General features: G+C 60.7%; 28 protein-coding genes. 20 read left to right on the top strand and 8 right to left on the bottom strand.

Going from position 1 to position 17,198, the window contains the following annotated elements; genetic code table 11:
• Positions 1-10: 10 nt before the first annotated feature.
• A complete protein-coding gene (locus ACZYHG_RS26465) occupies positions 11-298 on the bottom strand; it encodes a hypothetical protein (protein WP_464611059.1) in 288 nt (95 codons plus the stop codon).
• A 486-nt stretch (positions 299-784) separates the two neighbouring features.
• On the opposite strand from ACZYHG_RS26465, the gene ACZYHG_RS26460 reads away from it, so the two are divergent.
• From ACZYHG_RS26460 to ACZYHG_RS26420, 9 genes are all read left to right on the top strand, one after another.
• The gene (locus tag ACZYHG_RS26460) at positions 785-1,840 is read left to right on the top strand and encodes a phage baseplate assembly protein (RefSeq protein ID WP_464611058.1); all 1,056 of its coding nucleotides are present in this window, start codon (positions 785-787) and stop codon (positions 1,838-1,840) included.
• Positions 1,841-1,943: 103 nt separating this feature from the next.
• Positions 1,944-2,393 carry a phage baseplate assembly protein domain-containing protein gene (locus tag ACZYHG_RS26455; protein WP_464611057.1) on the top strand — a complete coding sequence of 150 codons (450 nt, stop codon included), beginning with the start codon at positions 1,944-1,946 and terminating at the stop codon, positions 2,391-2,393.
• On the top strand, positions 2,393-2,932 hold the full coding sequence (locus ACZYHG_RS26450) for a phage GP46 family protein (protein WP_464611056.1): 540 nt from the start codon (positions 2,393-2,395) through the stop codon (positions 2,930-2,932). Before ACZYHG_RS26455 ends, ACZYHG_RS26450 begins: the two co-directional genes overlap by 1 nt.
• Before the next feature lie 12 nt (positions 2,933-2,944).
• On the top strand, positions 2,945-3,079 hold the full coding sequence (locus ACZYHG_RS26445; protein WP_464611055.1) for a hypothetical protein: 135 nt from the start codon (positions 2,945-2,947) through the stop codon (positions 3,077-3,079).
• A gap of 3 nt (positions 3,080-3,082) precedes the next feature.
• On the top strand, positions 3,083-4,159 hold the full coding sequence (locus tag ACZYHG_RS26440) for a baseplate J/gp47 family protein (protein ID WP_464611054.1): 1,077 nt from the start codon (positions 3,083-3,085) through the stop codon (positions 4,157-4,159).
• A complete protein-coding gene (locus ACZYHG_RS26435) occupies positions 4,152-4,898 on the top strand; it encodes a putative phage tail protein (protein ID WP_464611053.1) in 747 nt (248 codons plus the stop codon). Before ACZYHG_RS26440 ends, ACZYHG_RS26435 begins: the two co-directional genes overlap by 8 nt.
• 106 nt (positions 4,899-5,004) lie before the next feature.
• A complete protein-coding gene (locus tag ACZYHG_RS26430) occupies positions 5,005-5,748 on the top strand; it encodes a phage tail protein (protein WP_464611052.1) in 744 nt (247 codons plus the stop codon).
• A gap of 39 nt (positions 5,749-5,787) precedes the next feature.
• The gene (locus ACZYHG_RS26425) at positions 5,788-7,497 is read left to right on the top strand and encodes a hypothetical protein (protein WP_464611051.1); all 1,710 of its coding nucleotides are present in this window, start codon (positions 5,788-5,790) and stop codon (positions 7,495-7,497) included.
• A 22-nt stretch (positions 7,498-7,519) separates the two neighbouring features.
• The gene (locus tag ACZYHG_RS26420; RefSeq protein ID WP_464611050.1) at positions 7,520-8,014 is read left to right on the top strand and encodes a hypothetical protein; all 495 of its coding nucleotides are present in this window, start codon (positions 7,520-7,522) and stop codon (positions 8,012-8,014) included.
• On the opposite strand, the gene ACZYHG_RS26415 is transcribed toward ACZYHG_RS26420, so the two are convergent.
• The 3 genes from ACZYHG_RS26415 to ACZYHG_RS26405 form a co-directional block, all read right to left on the bottom strand.
• A complete protein-coding gene (locus tag ACZYHG_RS26415; RefSeq protein WP_464611049.1) occupies positions 8,007-8,192 on the bottom strand; it encodes a hypothetical protein in 186 nt (61 codons plus the stop codon). The genes ACZYHG_RS26420 and ACZYHG_RS26415 overlap by 8 nt on opposite strands.
• 142 nt (positions 8,193-8,334) lie before the next feature.
• Positions 8,335-8,553 carry a hypothetical protein gene (locus ACZYHG_RS26410; protein WP_464611048.1) on the bottom strand — a complete coding sequence of 73 codons (219 nt, stop codon included), beginning with the start codon at positions 8,551-8,553 and terminating at the stop codon, positions 8,335-8,337.
• Positions 8,554-8,603: 50 nt separating this feature from the next.
• The gene (locus ACZYHG_RS26405; protein WP_464611047.1) at positions 8,604-8,888 is read right to left on the bottom strand and encodes a sunset domain-containing protein; all 285 of its coding nucleotides are present in this window, start codon (positions 8,886-8,888) and stop codon (positions 8,604-8,606) included.
• Positions 8,889-8,971: 83 nt separating this feature from the next.
• On the opposite strand from ACZYHG_RS26405, the gene ACZYHG_RS26400 reads away from it, so the two are divergent.
• From ACZYHG_RS26400 to ACZYHG_RS26375, 6 genes are all read left to right on the top strand, one after another.
• The gene (locus ACZYHG_RS26400; RefSeq protein ID WP_464611046.1) at positions 8,972-9,823 is read left to right on the top strand and encodes a glycoside hydrolase family 108 protein; all 852 of its coding nucleotides are present in this window, start codon (positions 8,972-8,974) and stop codon (positions 9,821-9,823) included.
• Positions 9,820-10,113, top strand: coding sequence for a hypothetical protein (locus ACZYHG_RS26395; protein ID WP_464611045.1), 294 nt, complete (start codon positions 9,820-9,822; stop codon positions 10,111-10,113). The genes ACZYHG_RS26400 and ACZYHG_RS26395 overlap by 4 nt, the downstream gene beginning before the upstream one ends.
• Complete coding sequence (locus ACZYHG_RS26390; RefSeq protein ID WP_464611044.1) at positions 10,076-10,264, top strand: hypothetical protein; 189 nt, start codon at positions 10,076-10,078, stop codon at positions 10,262-10,264. The genes ACZYHG_RS26395 and ACZYHG_RS26390 overlap by 38 nt, the downstream gene beginning before the upstream one ends.
• Positions 10,265-10,317: 53 nt before the next feature.
• Positions 10,318-10,542: a hypothetical protein gene (locus ACZYHG_RS26385; protein WP_464611043.1), complete on the top strand. Its 225-nt coding sequence runs from the start codon at positions 10,318-10,320 to the stop codon at positions 10,540-10,542.
• Entirely contained in the window at positions 10,539-11,021 is a 483-nt protein-coding gene (locus ACZYHG_RS26380; RefSeq protein ID WP_464611042.1) for a hypothetical protein, read from the top strand. Before ACZYHG_RS26385 ends, ACZYHG_RS26380 begins: the two co-directional genes overlap by 4 nt.
• Before the next feature lie 85 nt (positions 11,022-11,106).
• Positions 11,107-11,610, top strand: coding sequence for a DUF1036 domain-containing protein (locus tag ACZYHG_RS26375; RefSeq protein ID WP_464611041.1), 504 nt, complete (start codon positions 11,107-11,109; stop codon positions 11,608-11,610).
• Positions 11,611-11,773: 163 nt separating this feature from the next.
• Here the strand turns inward: ACZYHG_RS26375 and ACZYHG_RS26370 are convergent, their stop codons facing one another.
• On the bottom strand, positions 11,774-12,049 hold the full coding sequence (locus tag ACZYHG_RS26370; protein ID WP_464611040.1) for a hypothetical protein: 276 nt from the start codon (positions 12,047-12,049) through the stop codon (positions 11,774-11,776).
• A gap of 346 nt (positions 12,050-12,395) precedes the next feature.
• Complete coding sequence (locus ACZYHG_RS26365; RefSeq protein ID WP_464611039.1) at positions 12,396-12,626, bottom strand: hypothetical protein; 231 nt, start codon at positions 12,624-12,626, stop codon at positions 12,396-12,398.
• 85 nt (positions 12,627-12,711) lie between these two features.
• On the opposite strand from ACZYHG_RS26365, the gene ACZYHG_RS26360 reads away from it, so the two are divergent.
• From ACZYHG_RS26360 to ACZYHG_RS26350, 3 genes are read left to right on the top strand one after another with little or no spacing between them, the layout of a single operon-like run.
• Positions 12,712-13,593 (top strand): ATP-dependent DNA ligase, encoded by an 882-nt coding sequence (locus ACZYHG_RS26360; RefSeq protein ID WP_464614796.1) that lies wholly within the window; start codon positions 12,712-12,714, stop codon positions 13,591-13,593.
• Entirely contained in the window at positions 13,568-13,777 is a 210-nt protein-coding gene (locus tag ACZYHG_RS26355; RefSeq protein ID WP_464611038.1) for a hypothetical protein, read from the top strand. Before ACZYHG_RS26360 ends, ACZYHG_RS26355 begins: the two co-directional genes overlap by 26 nt.
• 2 nt (positions 13,778-13,779) lie before the next feature.
• Positions 13,780-14,031 carry a hypothetical protein gene (locus tag ACZYHG_RS26350; RefSeq protein ID WP_464611037.1) on the top strand — a complete coding sequence of 84 codons (252 nt, stop codon included), beginning with the start codon at positions 13,780-13,782 and terminating at the stop codon, positions 14,029-14,031.
• 11 nt (positions 14,032-14,042) lie between these two features.
• Here ACZYHG_RS26350 and ACZYHG_RS26345 read toward each other — a convergent pair whose 3' ends face one another.
• Entirely contained in the window at positions 14,043-14,258 is a 216-nt protein-coding gene (locus ACZYHG_RS26345; RefSeq protein WP_464611036.1) for a hypothetical protein, read from the bottom strand.
• 203 nt (positions 14,259-14,461) lie between these two features.
• Between ACZYHG_RS26345 and ACZYHG_RS26340 the strand changes: the two genes are divergently transcribed.
• Positions 14,462-14,815 carry a hypothetical protein gene (locus ACZYHG_RS26340; RefSeq protein WP_464611035.1) on the top strand — a complete coding sequence of 118 codons (354 nt, stop codon included), beginning with the start codon at positions 14,462-14,464 and terminating at the stop codon, positions 14,813-14,815.
• 973 nt (positions 14,816-15,788) lie between these two features.
• A complete protein-coding gene (locus ACZYHG_RS26335; protein ID WP_464611034.1) occupies positions 15,789-15,953 on the top strand; it encodes a hypothetical protein in 165 nt (54 codons plus the stop codon).
• A gap of 327 nt (positions 15,954-16,280) precedes the next feature.
• On the opposite strand, the gene ACZYHG_RS26330 is transcribed toward ACZYHG_RS26335, so the two are convergent.
• Positions 16,281-16,481 (bottom strand): DUF1059 domain-containing protein, encoded by a 201-nt coding sequence (locus ACZYHG_RS26330; RefSeq protein WP_464614795.1) that lies wholly within the window; start codon positions 16,479-16,481, stop codon positions 16,281-16,283.
• Positions 16,482-17,198 lie beyond the last annotated feature (717 nt).

The raw sequence follows: 17,198 nt of genomic DNA, 5'->3' as shown, positions 1-17,198 counted from the left end.
GGCGGCGTACTCAGGGCAGATACTTATCGAAATCGTCTCGTAGGATACCCCCAAGCGTCTGTCGCAGAGCCCGCAGAACATTCAACACAACCTCGTCCTTTTCGAAGTGGCGGCCGCTGCAGTCAGCCTGAATCGCCAAGCCGCCATCGTCTTCCAAGTTCGTAATGTTGAAATAGGCAATAGCATCGCCTTCCGGCACCGAGAGCAACCAAGGCTCGATTTGTCCGGGCAGGGTCGTGCTCAACGCGCGTCGCGCCTGCTGCTCGTCTGGCAGTTGTTCAAGGAAGTAGCTCTTCACAGTCGTCCTTTCTTGATTTGGCCGGCGTCGGAAATGGCGGGTTGATGGGACGCTAACAAACAGCCCTTCATTCCCATCTCAACTGGCTTGCATCGACGACATCGGCCCCCATGTGCTCGACAAAAAAGTCCCGGAGCCTCACACGGTGTCGATCCAGCATAGGAGACGGTCGATACGTTTGACCGCCATGTTCGGCGAGAAAAACCCATTCTACGAATTGGTCCGCTGTGACATCGCCGGACTGCGGAATGTAATCGGTCACGTGCATAAATCTGTCGCCGTGCAGTCCGCCACAATAGCCATGCCTGACGCACACCGCGTGCATCAGCGAGTGAAACCGAGTTTTTGCTTCCATTGAAAATGCGCGATGGTGAGGCGGAATACCTGCGCGCGCCGCGGCAAAGTACACGCGTTGGCGAGGGCTTGCAATGGTCGAGGCTTGTTCTGAATGCACTACATTCCGTGTCGGTCAGCGAGAGGTGAAAAATGCCGCTTGAGACCATTAGCGTGTCGGCGGGCGGCATCTTCCTGCCCTGGCATGACGTGTCGATTTCGATCTCGGCCGAAGAGGCTGTCCGCACCGCCGTGATCACCGGTCACATACCGCCGGGCGTATCGCCGCCATGGCCTGATGACGGGGCAACCCTGACCGCCAACGGCACGTTGCTGCTGACCGGCTACGTCCGCGACCTGCGCCCCGACCAGGGACCGGATGACTGGCAGGCAACGATCACGCTTGTCTCCCGCACGGTCGACGCGGTTGAAACATCGATCCTGCATAAGACCGGCCTGGTCGAGAACAAGGATATCAAGGGCATTGGTGATGCCTTCGACAATCTTGGCATCGGCATCGAGGCCAAAGGTTCCTTCGAGACCATCGCCAAGCACCAGATCGAGCCGGGGGAATCGCTCTACTCGACGCTGGAACCATTGGCGCGCGCCGAAGCGGCGATCATCCATGATACGCCCGAGGGCAAACTCGCCATCGTGAAGAAGCCCGAAGGTACGCATTCGGGCGGCCTAGCGGCGGGCGTCAACATCGTCTCGGCCAGCGCCGAATTCTCGGGCGAGGGCAAGTTCAACCCGACCATCGTGCGCGGCCAGCAATCGCGCGGGGTCAATGCCATGGCGCTGCGTCCCGAGGCGAAGGCGTCCGCCGCCGGCCGCAGCCGACCGAAGATCATCGTCCTCGACGGTGAGGCCACCGCCTCGCACATGAAGAACGCCGTCGAATGGGAAGCGCGCGCCGCAGCCGGGCTTGCTGTTGGCGCGACGATTTCCGTTGTCGGCTGGCGTGACCAGGGCGGCAAGATCTGGACGCCCAACTGGCTGGTCTACGTCAGACACCCCCGCATCTATCTCGACCAGATGATGGTCATCAAGTCCGTCGAACTGACACAGGACACCAAGTCCGAAAGCGACGGCACGCGCGCGACCCTGACGCTCGCCGATCCGCGCGCGCTGGGCGGCAGTTCATCCGGCTCGAAATCGGGCAAGGGCTGGTCGGCGCCGGAACCGAAAGCGGAGTATTCGGCGCAATGACTATCGAGCAACGCTCGCAAGCCCGACCGGGCGTCGCGCCTGATGGCGCGCCCCGCCGGAGGGCCAGCCGCGAAGCGGCGATGCGGCCCGCGAGGCAAAGATCATGAAGTCGTCTGCCCACCTCACGCGCTTCCAGATCGATAGCTCGCGTTTCGACAACGGCCAGCTGCTGATTTCCGGTCGTGGCCTGGCAGGCGAGACGTTCAAGGATCTCCTTTTCGTGCAGCCGCACGGTGCCGCCAGCCGCCCGCCCAAGGGCGCGATCGGCGTCGCCATGGTGATGCCTGGCCGGCGCACGCAGGCGATGCTGATGGGCATCGAGCATGCCGGGCATCGGCCCGACATTCCGGACGGGGCGTCGGCGCTTTACGACGCCAGCGGCAACATCATCAAACTGTTCGCCGGAGGGGTGACCATGGATTTCGGTTCGCGCACGATCACCTTGACCGGTGGCAACTGGAACCTGACCGGCAACCTCAACGTCACCGGCAACATTACCGCGACCGGCACCATCATGGATGCCGGCGGCAACAGCAACCACCATACGCACTGATGATCCGCATCGTACCGCTCACTGGCGACGGCGAACCGCTGCTGTCGCCCGATACCGTATGGGATGGCGTCAGCGGCGATTGGGCGCTGGCCGGCGACGACAGGGCCAATGCGGGTGGCCTGCGCGCGCGGGCAGAACTGGCGACCGCTGTCCTGCTCTGTCTGATGACCGATGCCCGCGTCGAGCCGGATGAGCTGCCGCCCGAGGAGCAGAACCGCGGCTGGCCCGGCGACAGTTTCGACCTGCGCACCGACCTCGGCGAAACGCCGATCGGCTCCAAGCTCTGGCTGTTGCGCCGCTCGACTGCCAGCGATGCCACCGCATTGCGGGCCGAGGACTATGCCCGAGCCGCGCTGCAGACGCTGGTCGACCAGCGCGCCGTCTCATCGGTCGACGTGGTCGCCACCGCCGATCCGGCGCAACGCCGCATCGACCTCGTCATCACCTTGAAGGACCGCGAAGGCGCGGTCGTGTTCGACCAGCGCTTCGGCGTCCTGTGGCAGCAGTTGCGCGCCTTGGATCGTCCTCTCGCCAACTGATGGAGCACGTGCGTGCAAACGGAACTCGCCAAGAGGTCGATCCTCAATCGGCCGCTAGGCCGCAAGGCCGACCGGCCGTCGGGCACGTTTGCCCGCCCCGCCGGAACGCCAGGCGGCGACGCCGCCGATGCGGCGCGTGAGGCATAGCCAATGCCCTGGACCGTCCTCTCGCCAACTGAGATCTCGACCCGGCTGCGCGGCTCCTTGCGCCGCTACCTGCCGGGCACTGATGCGCTGGTGTCGCCGAACAATCTGACGGCGATCGTCAAGACGGTCGCAGCCGGGCTTCACGACATGCACCTGCGCGCAGCCTGGCTTTACGAGCAGATCTTCGCCACGACAGCCAGCGTGCAGCACCTCGAGCGCCACGGTGCGCAATACGGCATCTATCGCCGTCCGAAGGCGCGTGCCGAAGGCTACGTCACGCTCAACGGCTATGCCGACACGATCTATCCGGCCGGCATCGGCTTCGTCTACAATGGCCGCCTCTACCGCTCGGCATCGGACGCCCGTTCCGACCTGGTCGGATTGGTGACGCTGTTGGTCCTGTCCGACGACTATGGCGTGGTCGCCAACATCGCGGCCGGCGAGACGGTGCAGCGTGCCGACCCTACGCAATTCCCCAATCTCGACCTCGACGCCACCGTGGCGGCGGGCGGCATTGGCGGCGGCGCCGACACCGAGACCGATGCCAGCCTGCGCGCCCGCATCCTCGATCGCAAGCGGCGGCCACCGCAGGGCGGCGCCTATTCCGACTATGAGCGCTTCGCCCGCGAAGTACCCGGCGTCAGCCAGGCCTGGGCCTTGCCCTTCGCCGATGCGCCGGGGACGGTCGGCGTCTGGTTTCTTTTCGATGGCCGCGTCAACGGCATTCCCGAGGCCGGCGATATCGCCATCGTGCAAGAGGCGCTTGAAGCGCGCCGCCTGATCCGTGCCGGCCTGTCGGTTTCGGCGCCGATACCCGTCAACCTCGATATCACCATCGCTGGCCTCGCCCTCGACACGGTGCAGACGCGTTCGGCCATTGCGGCCTCAATCGCGGCCATGTTGGTGTCGCGCGCAAGGCCTGGTGTCTCGACGCAGCCATTCACTTTGTCGAGATCGTGGGTGTCTGAAGCGGTCAGCAAGGCGGTCGGCGAGGATCGCCACGTTCTGATCTACCCCTCGGGCGACATCACCTATATCGACGGCAAGATGCCGGTTCTGGGCACGGTTTCCTATGTCTGATCCGGCCCCTATTGGTCCGGCAACACGCTGGCCGCGCTATCTCGGCGAGGACGAGCGGGCTTTCCTCCACTTTGCCCCGCAAGACACGTCCGTTGCCGTCCCCGACCAGTCCGACGTCCTGGCAGATCCCGACGACGAAACGTCTGGAGGTTTCCTGACGGGGCTGCTGCCGAGGGGAGCGGCGTGGGGCACGCCCGACAACCAGGCTCTTGACCCGATATCCGTGCTCGCCCGCTTCTGGCGCGCGATGGGTTCCGCCCTTGGCGACGCTTACCGCGCCCTCTTCGGCGTCGTTCTGGAATCGACGGCGGTCACCATCGTCAATTCGCTCGACGATTGGGAAATCGAATACGGACTGCCCGACCCATGCCTTGGTCCTGATCAGACCATCGACATGCGCATGCGCTCGCTGCTGCTTAAGATCCGCTCGGGCGGCACCATCACGCCCGCCGACTTCATCCAGCTTGCCGCCGATGCCGGCTACACGATCACGATCGAGGAACCCAAGCCGTTTTGCATGGGCGGTTCCGAAATGGGCGGCACTGATGAGTTGAGTGGCGGCGAGCCTGTCCAATATGTCTGGATCGTCAGCGTCCCCAATGTCCCGATCTACGACTTCCACATGGCCGAAGCCGAGATGGGCTTGACGCCTTTCGGCGACCTCGGCCTGCCCGCCGATCTCATCTGCCTGTTCAAGGCGATGAAACCGGCCTGGACGACCGTCATCTTCTCCGTCTGACCGGCCGCAGGGCGATTGCCCGTCGCGCCCGATGGCGCGCCCTGCCGGAGCCGCAGGCCGTGCAGCGGCCGATGCGCGGCGTGAGGTATAAACCAAAGGAGCCAACATGAAATTCGTCAATCCGGTCAACGCGCCGGCAAGCAACGTGCGCGTTCCCTATTGGGACGCCAATCGCACGGCCGGCCTCATCGGCGCCATCCCCCCGGCCAAGGTGGTCAACGATCTGCAGGATGAGATCCTGAAGGTCATCACCCAGGCGGGCCTTACGCCCGATCCGGCCGACCCGACGCAGCTTTGGCAAGCGCTTTCGGTTCTTCTGGCGCAAGTCGTTGCCGGTGTGTCGCCGCCCATCACGGTCGCGCCCGGCATCATCGCCATGCACGGATCGACGACGCCGCCGAACGGTTGGTTGAAATGTAATGGTCAAGCGGTTAGCCGCACCACCTTCGCGCCCCTGTTCACGGTGATCGGCACAACCTGGGGCGCAGGCGACGCGGTGACCACCTTCAACGTGCCCGACTTCCGCGGCGAGTTTGTGCGCGGTTTCGACGATGCTCGCGGCATCGACGCTGCCCGTGCATTCGCCAGTTTCCAGGACTGGGCCACCGCGGCACCGAAGACCACGGCGCCGACCCGCATCAATGGCGTTGGCACCGCCATCGGCATGACCAACGCCTCCAATCCGAGCAAAGTCGGCTTCGCCAGGCCTTCCAAGGCGGGGGAAAGCGTCACCAGCGAGGGTTACGATTCCGGAGGTTCCGGGAACGAACTGGACGGCCTCAACGTGGTCACCGGCGACGCCGAAACGCGGCCGCGCAACCTCGCGGCCATGTTCATCATCAAGACCTGATCGCCGCACTTTTCGGCCATCCCGCGCAAGGACTGAACCATGCCCGTGCCTGACCTGTTCGGCATATTCGATGCTGTCAAGAAGCTCACCGCGCCTGCGGGAATGGAGGCCGTCCATCAGGACGGCTTCTCCTGGCCCCGCAATGGCCTGACCTATGGCGATTCCACCAAACTGACGCCGGATGATTGGAGCCGCATCATCGGCAATCTGCGCGGCCTTCTGGTGGGCTCCGGTGTCGACCTCAACACGCTCGACCCGACATCGCCGCTCCTGCTGCGCACGGTGCTGGTCAACTACATCCTCGCCAAGCTGGCGGATGTCCTGCCCGGTTACATCAATTCGAATTCCACGAGCATCGCAGCCGGCGTTATCGCCGACCCGACCTTCGCAGGCATTCTCGGCTCGGCGCTTGGCGCGCTGTCCTTCAAGTTCGCCACGGCCACGGCCGATGCCAATCCCGGCCCCGGCAATTTTCGGCTGAACAACGCAGCTCCTGCCAGCGCGACGGCGGCCTATATCGATAACGCCGACGCCTATGGGGTCAGCGTTGCCGCAGCGCTGGACGGCTGGGATGACAGCACCAACACGATCCGCGGCACGCTCACGATCGGGCCGACCACCAATGCCGCAGTGCGCTATGTTTTCAACGTTACCGGTTCCGTGGTTGACGGCACGGGCTACCGCAAACTGACGCTCGCCTACGTTTCCGGCTCCGGCGCGATTGCCGCCGGCGCGTCGTGCTGGCTGGTGTTCAATCGCGCTGGCGACAAGGGCGACTTTGCAGGCGCGGCCGCGTCGGTTGCCGACAACCTCGTCAGCTTCAACGGCACCACCGGCAAGGTCGGCAAGGACAGCGGTCTCGCTGCGGGATCTGTCGCAACAGGCCCGGCATCGGCCGTCTCGGGCAACCTTCCGAGTTTCAATGGTGTGGGCGGCAAGACCCTGCAAGACAGCGGCGTTGCGGCCAGCAACGTGGCGAAGCTCAACGCGTCCAATACCTTCAGCACCACTCAAAATATCACGCTTGCGGCAGGCCAAGCCATAGGGGTCAGCGGCGGGCCGGCTGCGGGAACTGCGGCCTTCATGGTCAATGGCTTTACGGGTGTAGGCAATGCGGCCTTCATCTCGTTCAATCGGCAAGGTGCCTTCGCCGGCAACTTCGGCATTGATACTGACAACAACTGGAAGGTGGGCGGGTGGTCTCACGGGGCCAATGCATACAAGCTTATGCATGAGGGGTTGGCGTCCGGGACCTTCGCCGGAGCCTTTACATGGTCCGGTGCGCAGAGTTTCAGCAGCTCGATCACGCTGACCGGCGGCCAGATTGCGTTCCCTGCAACCGACGTTCCCAGCTCGAACGCTAACACGCTTGACGACTACGAGGAGGGGACCTTCACTGCGGTCCTAATCGGCCTAACCACGGCAGGCACAGGGACATATGCCGCCCAGACAGGGAAGTACACCAAGGTGGGAAACTTGGTCAGCTACTCTATCAACCTGGTGTGGTCGGCGCATACTGGCACAGGTTCCATGGCGATCAACGGCTTCCCTTTTACCGGAGCCGGCACGGGCGTGGTGGTCGCCCTCTATGTCAGCAACTTGACCTTCTCCGGCACACCCCAGGCCTACATGGGCGTCCCTAGCACGCAGCTCAACATCGAGTCTGTTGCCTCGGGCGGGGGAACAGGCGGCATCGCGATGGATACGGCCGCCACTATCCGGGCGTCTGGACAGTTTTTCACCGTTTAGTCACACCAGAAGGAGGCCTGTCGTGGTCACCAAAGTAGCCAAATTCCAAGACATCACCCTCGGTTTTGACGGGTCCGCCTCTGTCCGCTTCATGAAAGGGGTGGTGGACGATGATGGGTCTCCCTTGGGGGGCTCTGAGCCTCATAGGCTTACCATCCAGCCCAACGTGACGGACATCGCAGAGGCGGTGCAAGTCTCCAACGCAGCCATCCTCGATCAGCTTGGCTTCGAGGTCCCCAATGGGGACACCTTGGCCACCTACGTGCAGGGCATCGTCTTAGCCCACCGGGCAGATGCCACTATCGCGGCGAATACCAAGGCGTGGTGCGATGCGGTAGAAGCCGCGCGGTTGGCGCGTATCGTGGACGAGGAAGAGCGTGCGCGGCAACAGGCTGAAGCTGACGCTGCTCAAGAGCAGGCTGCGCAAGATGCGGCGACGGCGCGACAGGCTGAAGTACAAGCGATGATCGATACGGCTGTTACGGCAGCGCTTGCAGGTCAGAAAGACGCTACCTGAGCGGGCCGAACCATCTGGTTCCGAAGGCCGCCTCGATTATCGTGATCAGCGAGAAGATTGCGATAAACATGAAGACGCCGAAGCTGAACCATTTCAGAAGCATGAACTGAAATAGCTCCGGTTGCCATGTGTCATGCAGGCCATGCAGCAAGGCGAGTGACAGGAAGATGGCGGCCAAGCCGCCGCATATCGCAAAACCGCGTTCGGCCAGCCTTTTTAACATCGCAACCTGGCTCTGTAAGGATTTCCAACCAGAACTATAGCAGAACCGACACTCAGACAACCTGCCGCCATATCTTCCATGGCTGGCCGCAGACTGGTTAGTTCGGTTTACGCAGCGCGTTCATAATGACATCGGCATCGTGGCTGTCGCCGCTCGCCAGTACCTCCCATCGCCCCTCAACGCGCAGAAGATGCCCGCCATCGTAAGTATGGATTTCGCCAGCCGTGGCGGCGACTTCGTCGCGCAATCCCCGGCGTAGTTCGGACCACGGCTTGGGCAGCTTTACCCAACGCCCTCTGGGCTCGTCATACTTCATTCGGTCAGTCTCCTGGGCCGAACATAGCCAAGTGGCATTGGAAAAAAAGCCTACCGCTTCGACTTGCGCCAGCCGGCGGCCCGGGCTTCTGCCTCAGAGCAGAACCATCGTTCGCCGAACTCCGGCCGGATGATTGTTTCGTTGTAAAATTTCTGGCCGGGCAAGTGGTAAATCTCTTCGCCGGTGTTGATCGAGATGTTGCCCTTGATGTTGCATTTCGATCGAGCCGCGACGGCTGATGTTGCCGCCGCCGCCACATGCAAAAGGTCGTCAGCAAAATAGCCCGCGCCGCCTGCGGCGGCGAGAAGCAGAGCGGCTGAGACCATCGGTTTCATGCCGCTACTTTAGCCCCAGATCATCAATCCCCGGTTTCACCGGTCGATACAATTCAACCGATCATCTCCCGAAAGGAAAGCTCATGGCTGTTTCCCGTGAAAAGGAATCGCTTGCCCGCGTGCTCGCGCATGAAGGCGGTTATTCGAACCATCCCGCTGACCCTGGCGGCCCGACGATGAAGGGTGTCACGCAACGCGTCTATGACGGCTATCGCCGAGGCAAGGGCTTGGCGGTTCGCCCGGTCAAGGGCATAGCGTTCGATGAACTGAACGAGATTTATGACCGCCAGTATTGGGACGCCGTGAAGGGCGATCTGCTGCCGGCCGGCGTCGATTATGTGCTCTTTGACGGGGCGGTGAATTCCGGTCCCGGTCGCTCGATCATGTGGCTTCAGCAGGCATTGCGGCCCGCCTACACCGGCCGCATTGATGGCGTTATGGGCATGGGCACGCTCGCCGCGCTCAAAGCCGACACGAACAACGACGCCCTGATAGACCGCATCTGCAACGCGCGCATGGCCTTCCTGAAGCGGCTGGGTACCTTCGCCACCTTTGGCCGGGGTTGGTCCGCGCGCGTTGCCGAGGTTCGCTCCATCGGTCAGGCATGGGCAACTGGCCAGGTACCGCAGGCGGCCAACTTTTACGATGGTGGCCAGGCGAAGGCGTTTGTCGAGGATGCGACGGCTGCACCGTCCACCGCGCCGGCCGATGGCGCGATCGGCGCAGGTGCCGGCGGGCTCGGGGTCTCAGGCATGCTGCAAGATCTCCAGAATCAGCTTTCGCCGATGTCCTACGGCAGCGAATTCATCATGAAGGTCGTCGTGGTGCTGGCCATCGTCAGCGCCGTTCTGGTCTGCGGCGGCGCCTTGTATCGCTGGTATGCCAACCGGCAGGCCAAACGCCTCGCCGCGGCGCTCGGCACGGCGCCCGTATGAGCTTTCTCATCACAATGCTTGTCGGCCGGCTTGGCGTCTCGCGCCTGGCCGGCGGCATCATCGCCTGGGCGGTCATCGCCCTGGTCGCCTCGGGCGCTGCGCGCGGCGTCTACGAATTCATCAAGCACAAGGGCGCCGACGAGGTCCGCGCCAAAATCAAGGAGGACAACCAGGATGCGATACACAAGGGCATTGATGCCAGCCGGTCTTTTGACCACTGCAATTCTTCTGGCGGGCTGTGGGACTTCCGTCGTGAACGGTGTTCCAGCCCTGCGGGCGGCGATCGGTAGCAGCCTCGCCGGGGCAAAGGGCAAGACGGTCGAGGATCAGAACAAGATCGACCGTACCATGGCGCCCGGCTGCGCGATCATGCTCTACACGGCCGCCGAATGCGACCGTCATACCAAAGCCAGCGCTTCACGCCGCAGCGAATTGAAATGACGGAGCATAATGCAGCGGACCGGTTCGAACAGCTAGACGATAAGGTCAAGGAGATGCTCCGGAAACTCGAGCCGGAGGAAGTTGAAAGCCTGACCTATGTCGCCACGATCCCGCGCGATGAGCTGCGCGGCATGATGAAGATGTTTCGGGACGTGAAAGCGGTAAGCCGCTTCTTGCGGTGGCTGATCATCACCATCGTCGCCATCTTCGTCGGCACGGTCGCCGTCGGCGAGAACGCCATGAAGGTCATCGCCTGGCTGAAAGGGTCGCCGCATTGACCCCCACATTCTGGAAGTTCACCGGCGTTATGGTCTTTGTGCTGGCCGCCATAGGCTCTGCCAGCCTCGGTCTGGCTATTAGCGACCGCTCGCCACCCATCGTCTATGAGAATGCTCGCGCCTTGGAGCCAAGCGCGCCCCAAGGCGGATCACTGGAAGTCGAGTTCAAGGTGTTCCGCAGTCGGGTCTGTGACGTCACGGCGAAGCGCCGGGTTGCCGATGCCTCCGGCGACACACACTCGATACCGTCCTACACGGTCGGGCTGCAATATCTGGCGGGGCGAGAGACCTACCAGCGCTCCATCACCATTCCGACAGCCGCCTCGGTCGGGCCGGCTCAATACCAAGTCATGCTTACGTATGTCTGCAATGTGGTCCACCGGATCGGTTTTCCCATCATCGTGGAATCGCCACCGATCAATTTTGGGATCACGCCAGATCAAGGGATCGTGCCTTTTGCAGTCCCCAACGAAGGCTGACGCTTCAATTGTGGAGGGAGCAAGTTTCGTTGACAGCAGGAGATTTGTGCTGTTGATTTCGCTTGGGCTAGATGGGGATTGCGGGATGATGCGCTATGCTCGGATCATGGTCATTGCTTGCTTAAGTTTAGGCTTCGTCAGTGAGGCCAGCGCGCGGATCGTATTTTGTAACAACTATTCCCATCAGGTGTACTTCTCAATTGCGTATGAGCAATTTGCCGACAACGGCGATCCTGATAACTGGATGTCCCGTGGTTGGCTTAGTGTTGAAACTGGCAAGTGCTACGAGTTCGATAGTCAGCTATCCGTAAAAGAATTTTACTGGCATGGAGAAACCAACTTTTACAAAGAGGGTCATGGTCGCGCCATGGACACTTGGCCCAGTGGAAAAGTTGGCATGAAATTTTGGAAGACTGATCCCCCCTTTCAATTCTATCAGGCAGACCACATCAAACCTGACGTACGCTCGGCAACAATGGGCATATACGAGAAATCATTGCGCGCGAAGGACGGCCCGATATCTGAAACGATTACCATTTTGGAAAGTGGGGGGGTACTTTCAGAGGCGCACGTTCCTACGGAAGAATGAGCGCCAAGCCCGCAACCAACCCCTCCGCCGCTCGTTGACCTATGCTGGTTGATCCCAGCACTCCAGACCTTGGCCCGCTGCTCTCCCCTCAGAGCGGCGGGCTTTTTCATGCAAAAACCCCGGCTCGATGGCCGGGGCTTGCGCTTTTTCGACGCTGCTCAAATCACTTTGGGCAGTTCTGGGCTTCCTGCTTGGTTGTATCGCCTTCGGTCGTCGTGGCTGTGCCGCCGGCGCCGTTCTTGCACTTGTCCATAGCGCCAGATTGATCGGAACCGCTGGCATTGTTGGTGCCGGCATTGGTGTTGCCGCTGTTGGTGGCTCCGCCGTTGGCACCCGTGCCATTGCCGCCAGTCCCGTTACCCGATCCGCCGCCTGTTTGCGCCATTGCCCCGCCAACCAGGCCAAGGGTCAAGATTGCTGCTGCGAGAACTCTTACCATCTCTAAGTCTCCTACCGTCGCTTGATTGCGAACTGATAGGCCAACCTCGATTTTGCACGCATGTTCCCAAAATAAAGGTGCGAAACTCCTTGAAACTTTTGCCGCCGCTTGCCGTGTGCGAGCCGCGCGCCATCGCTGGCGGTTGACAGGTGACGCCGACGCAGGGCATGTGCGCCTTTGAGGGAAAAGCGGGGAATATCCTATGAAAAAGATCTATGTGAAGCCTGCACTGGTAAAGCGCGAGAAGCTCAGCGCGGTTGTCGCGGTTTGCGTATCGAACTGCTCTGCCACCTAGTTTTGTTGATAAATCAAAGACCGCTGGCTTCGGCCGGCGGGCTTTTGCGTTTCAGGCGCTGGTTCTGATAATCGGCGCCGGCGGCTTCACGGTCGTCTGCAGCTGCAGCCTCTCGACAGTGGCGACGATCGCGGCGGCCAGCGCTTCAGCCTCGTCGAGCAGGCCAGGGCCGTGGGTGCCGTTCACCGCTTCCTCGCTTGGCAGCACGCCCGGAGGGCAGTGCTCCTCAATCGTGGCCCTGATCAATTGCAATGCTGCTCGGCCTTCGGGATCGTTCTTCATGACCGATTCGAACCGCGTGCCAGGGTAAAAGTTCCGGAACTATTTCAGCGCAAGCTAATTGAGTCGCGTTTTCGTGAGTCAGTTTATGCGTTTAGCGTTCATCGAGCCTCTGCTGCCGACCCGCGTCGACAAGCCTCCCGAAGGCGACGACTGGATTCACGAGATCAAGTTCGACGGCTACCGTTCGCAGATCATCATCGACCATGACGTGCGCATCTTCACGCGCAACGGCCACGACTGGACGCTGAAATATCGCAACCTGGTAGACGCCGCGAAGCGGCTGGGGATACAGAACGCCATCATAGACGGCGAGATCGTGGTGTTGAACACGGCGGGCCTGTCTGACTTCGCAGCATTGCGCAAGGCGATCACGCGGCGCGAGCAGGATCTCTACTTCGTCGCCTTCGACTTGCTGCACCTCAATGGTCATGACCTGCGAGATATGGCTTTGGAGGATCGTCGCGAGATTCTTGAGGGGATCATCGAGCCGGGCGACCACATCCAGTTAAGCCAGGCGATGCCCGGTGAGGCGAAGGCCATATTCCACCTCATCGAGCAGGCCGGCATTGAAGGCATGGTCTCGAAGCAGCGCGACAGCAAATATCGCGGCGGCCGGTCGACCGCATGGTTGAAGATCAAGAGCTACGCGATCGAGGAATACGATCTGCTTGGCGTTGAACGCGAGGTGGGCAAGCCTGCCTTTGCGCTGATGGCTGACCGCAAGACGGGAAAGTATGTCGGCTCGGCCTTCATCAATTCCAAAGGTGCGATCCGCGACCGTCTATGGAAGCGTGTCCAGGAGCATGCCGGCCCGGCGCCAAAGGGAATGAAGCGGCCTGCCACACAGTGGGTGAAGCCCGGCTTGATTGGCCGGGTTAAGCACTTGCGTGGCGAGGAAGACTTGCGGCATGCTTCGCTCCAGGATTTCCGGGAGGAAAGCTATGCCAATTCAGAGAAGGGCGACTGAGGTCGGCATATTCGACGCAGCCGAACTGGCGCTGCTTGGAAGGGTCTTCGACAAGCTCACGTTGGATGGTCAACCTCCGGACGTGCGTGAAACGATCGCATCCCGAATTCTCGCCAACTACATGGCAGGCATTGTCGACGAGGTCGAACTCGCTTCGCATTCGAAGCAACCATTGGGGCGCTGACCATGGCTGTAGCTAAGAAGGATCAAGAGCGCGAAACCTACGCGTGGATGTACGGTGCCCAAGCCAGCAGAGACGGGCAACTGCGCGTCGTTCCCGACTATTGGCAGAGTTTCGCGGCAGCTTGGCTCCAAGGCTTCGACGGTGTTCCGCTCGATGGTGGCGTGAAGGCCAAGCCGGTAAGTGACCAGATGGAAGCTGAGGTAGATGACGAGGCTATCGGTAAGCGGCCTGCAAGCGACCGATTTCCAGACTGATCATGCCTTCTTTAATGGATTGCTGTCTTGTCTAAACTTAATTCCCGGCGCTCAGCCTCTCGGAAGACGAGCAGCAACATTACCATCTCCGCAGTACCAGGAGCCGGGCGCAAGGGCAGGTTTGTCCGTAGCGCGCGGAGAGTGAAGTTGTCCATCGAAGCTATATGCAGCTTCGCGGCATCGATTTGAGCGCCAATATGCGACAACAATTCGGCTGATTTCTGCATTGAATCTTCCTCTCCATCAGCGCCGGAAACTAACGACTAATTGATCCAAGCAATGATGCTCTCGTCGAGCGAAAATTTCTAGTGTCAGGCTTACGCGAAGCAATTGCTTCGGCCTAGTAGGATCTGCAAGGGCGGTGGGGCCTCACTGCGTTGACGCGTAAGCGAAGGTGCGACACAATCTCGCGGGATAGGGGACCAGTGCGATGAAAACCGCAGTTGTCGTGGCCTTGATGGTCTGCATGACGGTGACGCCGTGCTTCGCCGCGACTAAAGCCGATAAAGTAAGGAAGCAGATTTCGGAGGCGATGGACGGGCTGAATGGCTGCCCGACGCTATCCATCAATCTTCCGAGACTGCAGATGCTGCAGACGGAACTGGACAATGAGGGCAACATCAGTGCCGCGCTGAAGTCAAACGGCGACATGGCCATGGCCACAGCCGGCGGGCCGGGACCCGGCGGCCCGAAGCCGGAACCGCTTTCGCCGGTCTGCCAGAAGCTGGTCGACGACTACGGATATCAAGGTAAGAAGATCAAGCGGCTGATCAATGAGCCATGAAATATTAAGGCACTGAAAGAAGGCCGGCGCGCTTCTGCTGGGAGCTTGCCTGAATGGCGCCGGCCAGACGGTCCTCTTTCAGGTCCGCCGCACCTCAGACATAGCTGAGTCTTTCCGTTACGTCATGTGGTCGGCGCGTCCATGAGAACGAGTTACGTTTTCATTGTCCTACCATTGCCGGTCTTGTCGAAAGCGTCTTAAGTTCATCAGTCGTGAACTCAATCCGGTATCGGTACTGCGAACCATTTGCATAGATACCGTCAGCATTGATCGAAAGGACCACCGTTCCATCGGTTTCGGATCGGAAATCGACGCCCCCCAGCGGTCTATGGAAAATCGTTCGGGAAACGCCTTCTCGTTTAGCGGGTCCTACCAGTATCCGCATCGTCTACCTCCTGTTGCCGCGAAAATAGGAAGTAGCGCCCCCACGCCACAACAGAGCGCTCGGAGCAATTGCCGTGCCGAACCATGCGCCCCAATATGGGACAGGAGATCGATGAGGAGGTCCGATAGCCTATATCGAACGAGCCGCTGACTGGGCCGGCGCGCCCGCCAACGGCAGGGTAGCGAAGCGGGAAGGTTGAGCCGCAGCTAATATTGCAATAGCTTCAGCGTCGCGGGATGGCTGAGGCAACTTAATGAAGAATTACCGCGTGGAAGAAATGGACGGTGAGTCCATTCTTTCGACGTGCGACGCCGAAGGGCGAACCCCCTTCGAGGCGGCAGAGAAGGCGCTAGGACAAAGGTTTACCCTGCGAGGTAATTGCGCCAAGTGGATAAGAGTCACTGATCTTGTCGTGACGCTGCCAACCCGGTTTCGCCCACGCTATTTCGAATTCAGACTTAGGGATGGAGCTACGGCTGTGTAGAGCCAACGGAACCTTTCCTTATCGCGCCCCGATGCGTCGGTTGGAAAGGATTTCCAAATGATCGAACATTTTTGGGCGGCGACCTTGAAACTGCCCAAGGGTAAATGACTGACAAGCCGGCCACAACGTACATCGTGAGCGTCTTCGAGAAGCCGCGCTGGCGCACAGTGCTTACCACCGAGGACATGCGGGTGGCCTTCGGTATGGCCCAGGAGATCGGTGACAAGGTGCGCGTGCAGGCGATTACGCCGAAAGAGAAGCGGCGCTAGGATGAATGAGACGGATGGCGGTTGCGCACTCGTACGCGTCCACCGAATGTGACATTGTCGCCACCTGATTGGGCTAACGACACGCGAACGGAATAGTCGCTTGACGAGCAAGGCTGACTGCGACAGCGTTTGCCATCCGGGGGTAAGCGGCGCACGGCTCGTCGGGAGCTAGTAAAAAGGCGGGGGCCTTTCTCGACGAGCCTGCCGTGCCGACAGAATCCTGTAGCGCCAGATGCCGGCGAGCAGCGCAGCGGTGATCGCGGCGTCAAGAGGGTGCGCGCCTAGCAGCAGCAGAAGGTCCGCGAAATTCGTATTGAAGCCGTTGTGTCAAGTTGTGGGCGCCGCGTCCCATTTTGGCTTCATCTCTTTGCCCCACTTTTCCGGATCTTTTTCGTGCATTTCTGCCATCTTCTTAGCGACGTCCGGGTGCTTGTCCATAACGTGTTTGGTCATTTTCTTGACCATCTCGTCCCAGGTTTTCGCAGAAAGTTCCTGATCGCACTTCCCGCCGAGTTCTTTGCACGCCATCGTCTTCACGGCCATTCTCCGCTGTTGAGGCTCCCTCTGGCCTGAACGCTGTTGCCAACACTATGTTCCGCTAAGCCAATGAAACGAACGCGGCTATCCACACTCTTGTCACGGCGACCCCCCTCAAACCGGGCAGGTCGCCTTTCGTGTTCGGTGCTCAGTAGGAAAAAGGCCCGCAAATGTCCGACGGCAAGCTGGCACGCATGAAAAAGCGCTGCGCTGATGTCCTCAGCAGTGACGGGAACTATGTCTGCGACCTGCGGCAGCTCTGTCTGCTGATCGCACGTCGCTGAGCGAGAAAAGCCGACCTCGAGGCTTTGATAGCACTCTCCTGGCCCTCGGGGCCGGTGTGGAAAGCCCGCCACTTGGCGGGCTTTTCTTCGACCTGTTCGCTGGCAGGCCAATCATTCGCGCGAACGTCTGCGACAGTCTGTCCGCGCCCTCACCGAAACCATATAAGCGCCAAACCGTACACACTTAAACGATCAATGAGTACGAGTTTGGATGAGATGGACTTTTCAACGCCTGATCGATGCAGGCATGGAGCTCAGGGCCCATTGCGCTCGATGCGGTCACACAGTGAAGCTCGATTTAATTCAATGGCGCAACACCCACGGCCGTCGGCGATGGCATCTGACCTCGCGCCAACGGTTCGCTGCCCGAATTGCAGGGGCAAGTCGTTAGGGTTCAGCTACACACGGAAGGAATGAACGTAGC

This window comes from Mesorhizobium subarcticum (assembly GCF_055456085.1).
Note: the sequence above shows the minus strand (reverse complement) of the source record. Positions and strands in the feature narration are given on the sequence as shown.

What these genes read in the sequence shown, in the direction of transcription:
- ACZYHG_RS26435 (WP_464611053.1), top strand. Translation starts at nt 4,152, where the DNA reads ATGTCTGATCCGGCCCCTATTGGTCCGGCAACACGCTGGCCGCGCTAT.
- ACZYHG_RS26335 (WP_464611034.1), top strand. Translation starts at nt 15,789, where the DNA reads ATGACTGACAAGCCGGCCACAACGTACATCGTGAGCGTCTTCGAGAAG.
- ACZYHG_RS26460 (WP_464611058.1), top strand. Translation starts at nt 785, where the DNA reads ATGCCGCTTGAGACCATTAGCGTGTCGGCGGGCGGCATCTTCCTGCCC.
- ACZYHG_RS26385 (WP_464611043.1), top strand. Translation starts at nt 10,318, where the DNA reads ATGCTCCGGAAACTCGAGCCGGAGGAAGTTGAAAGCCTGACCTATGTC.
- ACZYHG_RS26410 (WP_464611048.1), bottom strand. Translation starts at nt 8,553, where the DNA reads ATGAAGTATGACGAGCCCAGAGGGCGTTGGGTAAAGCTGCCCAAGCCG.
- ACZYHG_RS26370 (WP_464611040.1), bottom strand. Translation starts at nt 12,049, where the DNA reads ATGGTAAGAGTTCTCGCAGCAGCAATCTTGACCCTTGGCCTGGTTGGC.
- ACZYHG_RS26440 (WP_464611054.1), top strand. Translation starts at nt 3,083, where the DNA reads ATGCCCTGGACCGTCCTCTCGCCAACTGAGATCTCGACCCGGCTGCGC.
- ACZYHG_RS26360 (WP_464614796.1), top strand. Translation starts at nt 12,712, where the DNA reads ATGCGTTTAGCGTTCATCGAGCCTCTGCTGCCGACCCGCGTCGACAAG.
- ACZYHG_RS26350 (WP_464611037.1), top strand. Translation starts at nt 13,780, where the DNA reads ATGGCTGTAGCTAAGAAGGATCAAGAGCGCGAAACCTACGCGTGGATG.
- ACZYHG_RS26340 (WP_464611035.1), top strand. Translation starts at nt 14,462, where the DNA reads ATGAAAACCGCAGTTGTCGTGGCCTTGATGGTCTGCATGACGGTGACG.
- ACZYHG_RS26450 (WP_464611056.1), top strand. Translation starts at nt 2,393, where the DNA reads ATGATCCGCATCGTACCGCTCACTGGCGACGGCGAACCGCTGCTGTCG.
- ACZYHG_RS26365 (WP_464611039.1), bottom strand. Translation starts at nt 12,626, where the DNA reads ATGAAGAACGATCCCGAAGGCCGAGCAGCATTGCAATTGATCAGGGCC.
- ACZYHG_RS26425 (WP_464611051.1), top strand. Translation starts at nt 5,788, where the DNA reads ATGCCCGTGCCTGACCTGTTCGGCATATTCGATGCTGTCAAGAAGCTC.
- ACZYHG_RS26395 (WP_464611045.1), top strand. Translation starts at nt 9,820, where the DNA reads ATGAGCTTTCTCATCACAATGCTTGTCGGCCGGCTTGGCGTCTCGCGC.
- ACZYHG_RS26345 (WP_464611036.1), bottom strand. Translation starts at nt 14,258, where the DNA reads ATGCAGAAATCAGCCGAATTGTTGTCGCATATTGGCGCTCAAATCGAT.
- ACZYHG_RS26405 (WP_464611047.1), bottom strand. Translation starts at nt 8,888, where the DNA reads ATGAAACCGATGGTCTCAGCCGCTCTGCTTCTCGCCGCCGCAGGCGGC.
- ACZYHG_RS26355 (WP_464611038.1), top strand. Translation starts at nt 13,568, where the DNA reads ATGCCAATTCAGAGAAGGGCGACTGAGGTCGGCATATTCGACGCAGCC.
- ACZYHG_RS26455 (WP_464611057.1), top strand. Translation starts at nt 1,944, where the DNA reads ATGAAGTCGTCTGCCCACCTCACGCGCTTCCAGATCGATAGCTCGCGT.
- ACZYHG_RS26375 (WP_464611041.1), top strand. Translation starts at nt 11,107, where the DNA reads ATGATGCGCTATGCTCGGATCATGGTCATTGCTTGCTTAAGTTTAGGC.
- ACZYHG_RS26400 (WP_464611046.1), top strand. Translation starts at nt 8,972, where the DNA reads ATGGCTGTTTCCCGTGAAAAGGAATCGCTTGCCCGCGTGCTCGCGCAT.
- ACZYHG_RS26430 (WP_464611052.1), top strand. Translation starts at nt 5,005, where the DNA reads ATGAAATTCGTCAATCCGGTCAACGCGCCGGCAAGCAACGTGCGCGTT.
- ACZYHG_RS26330 (WP_464614795.1), bottom strand. Translation starts at nt 16,481, where the DNA reads ATGGCGTGCAAAGAACTCGGCGGGAAGTGCGATCAGGAACTTTCTGCG.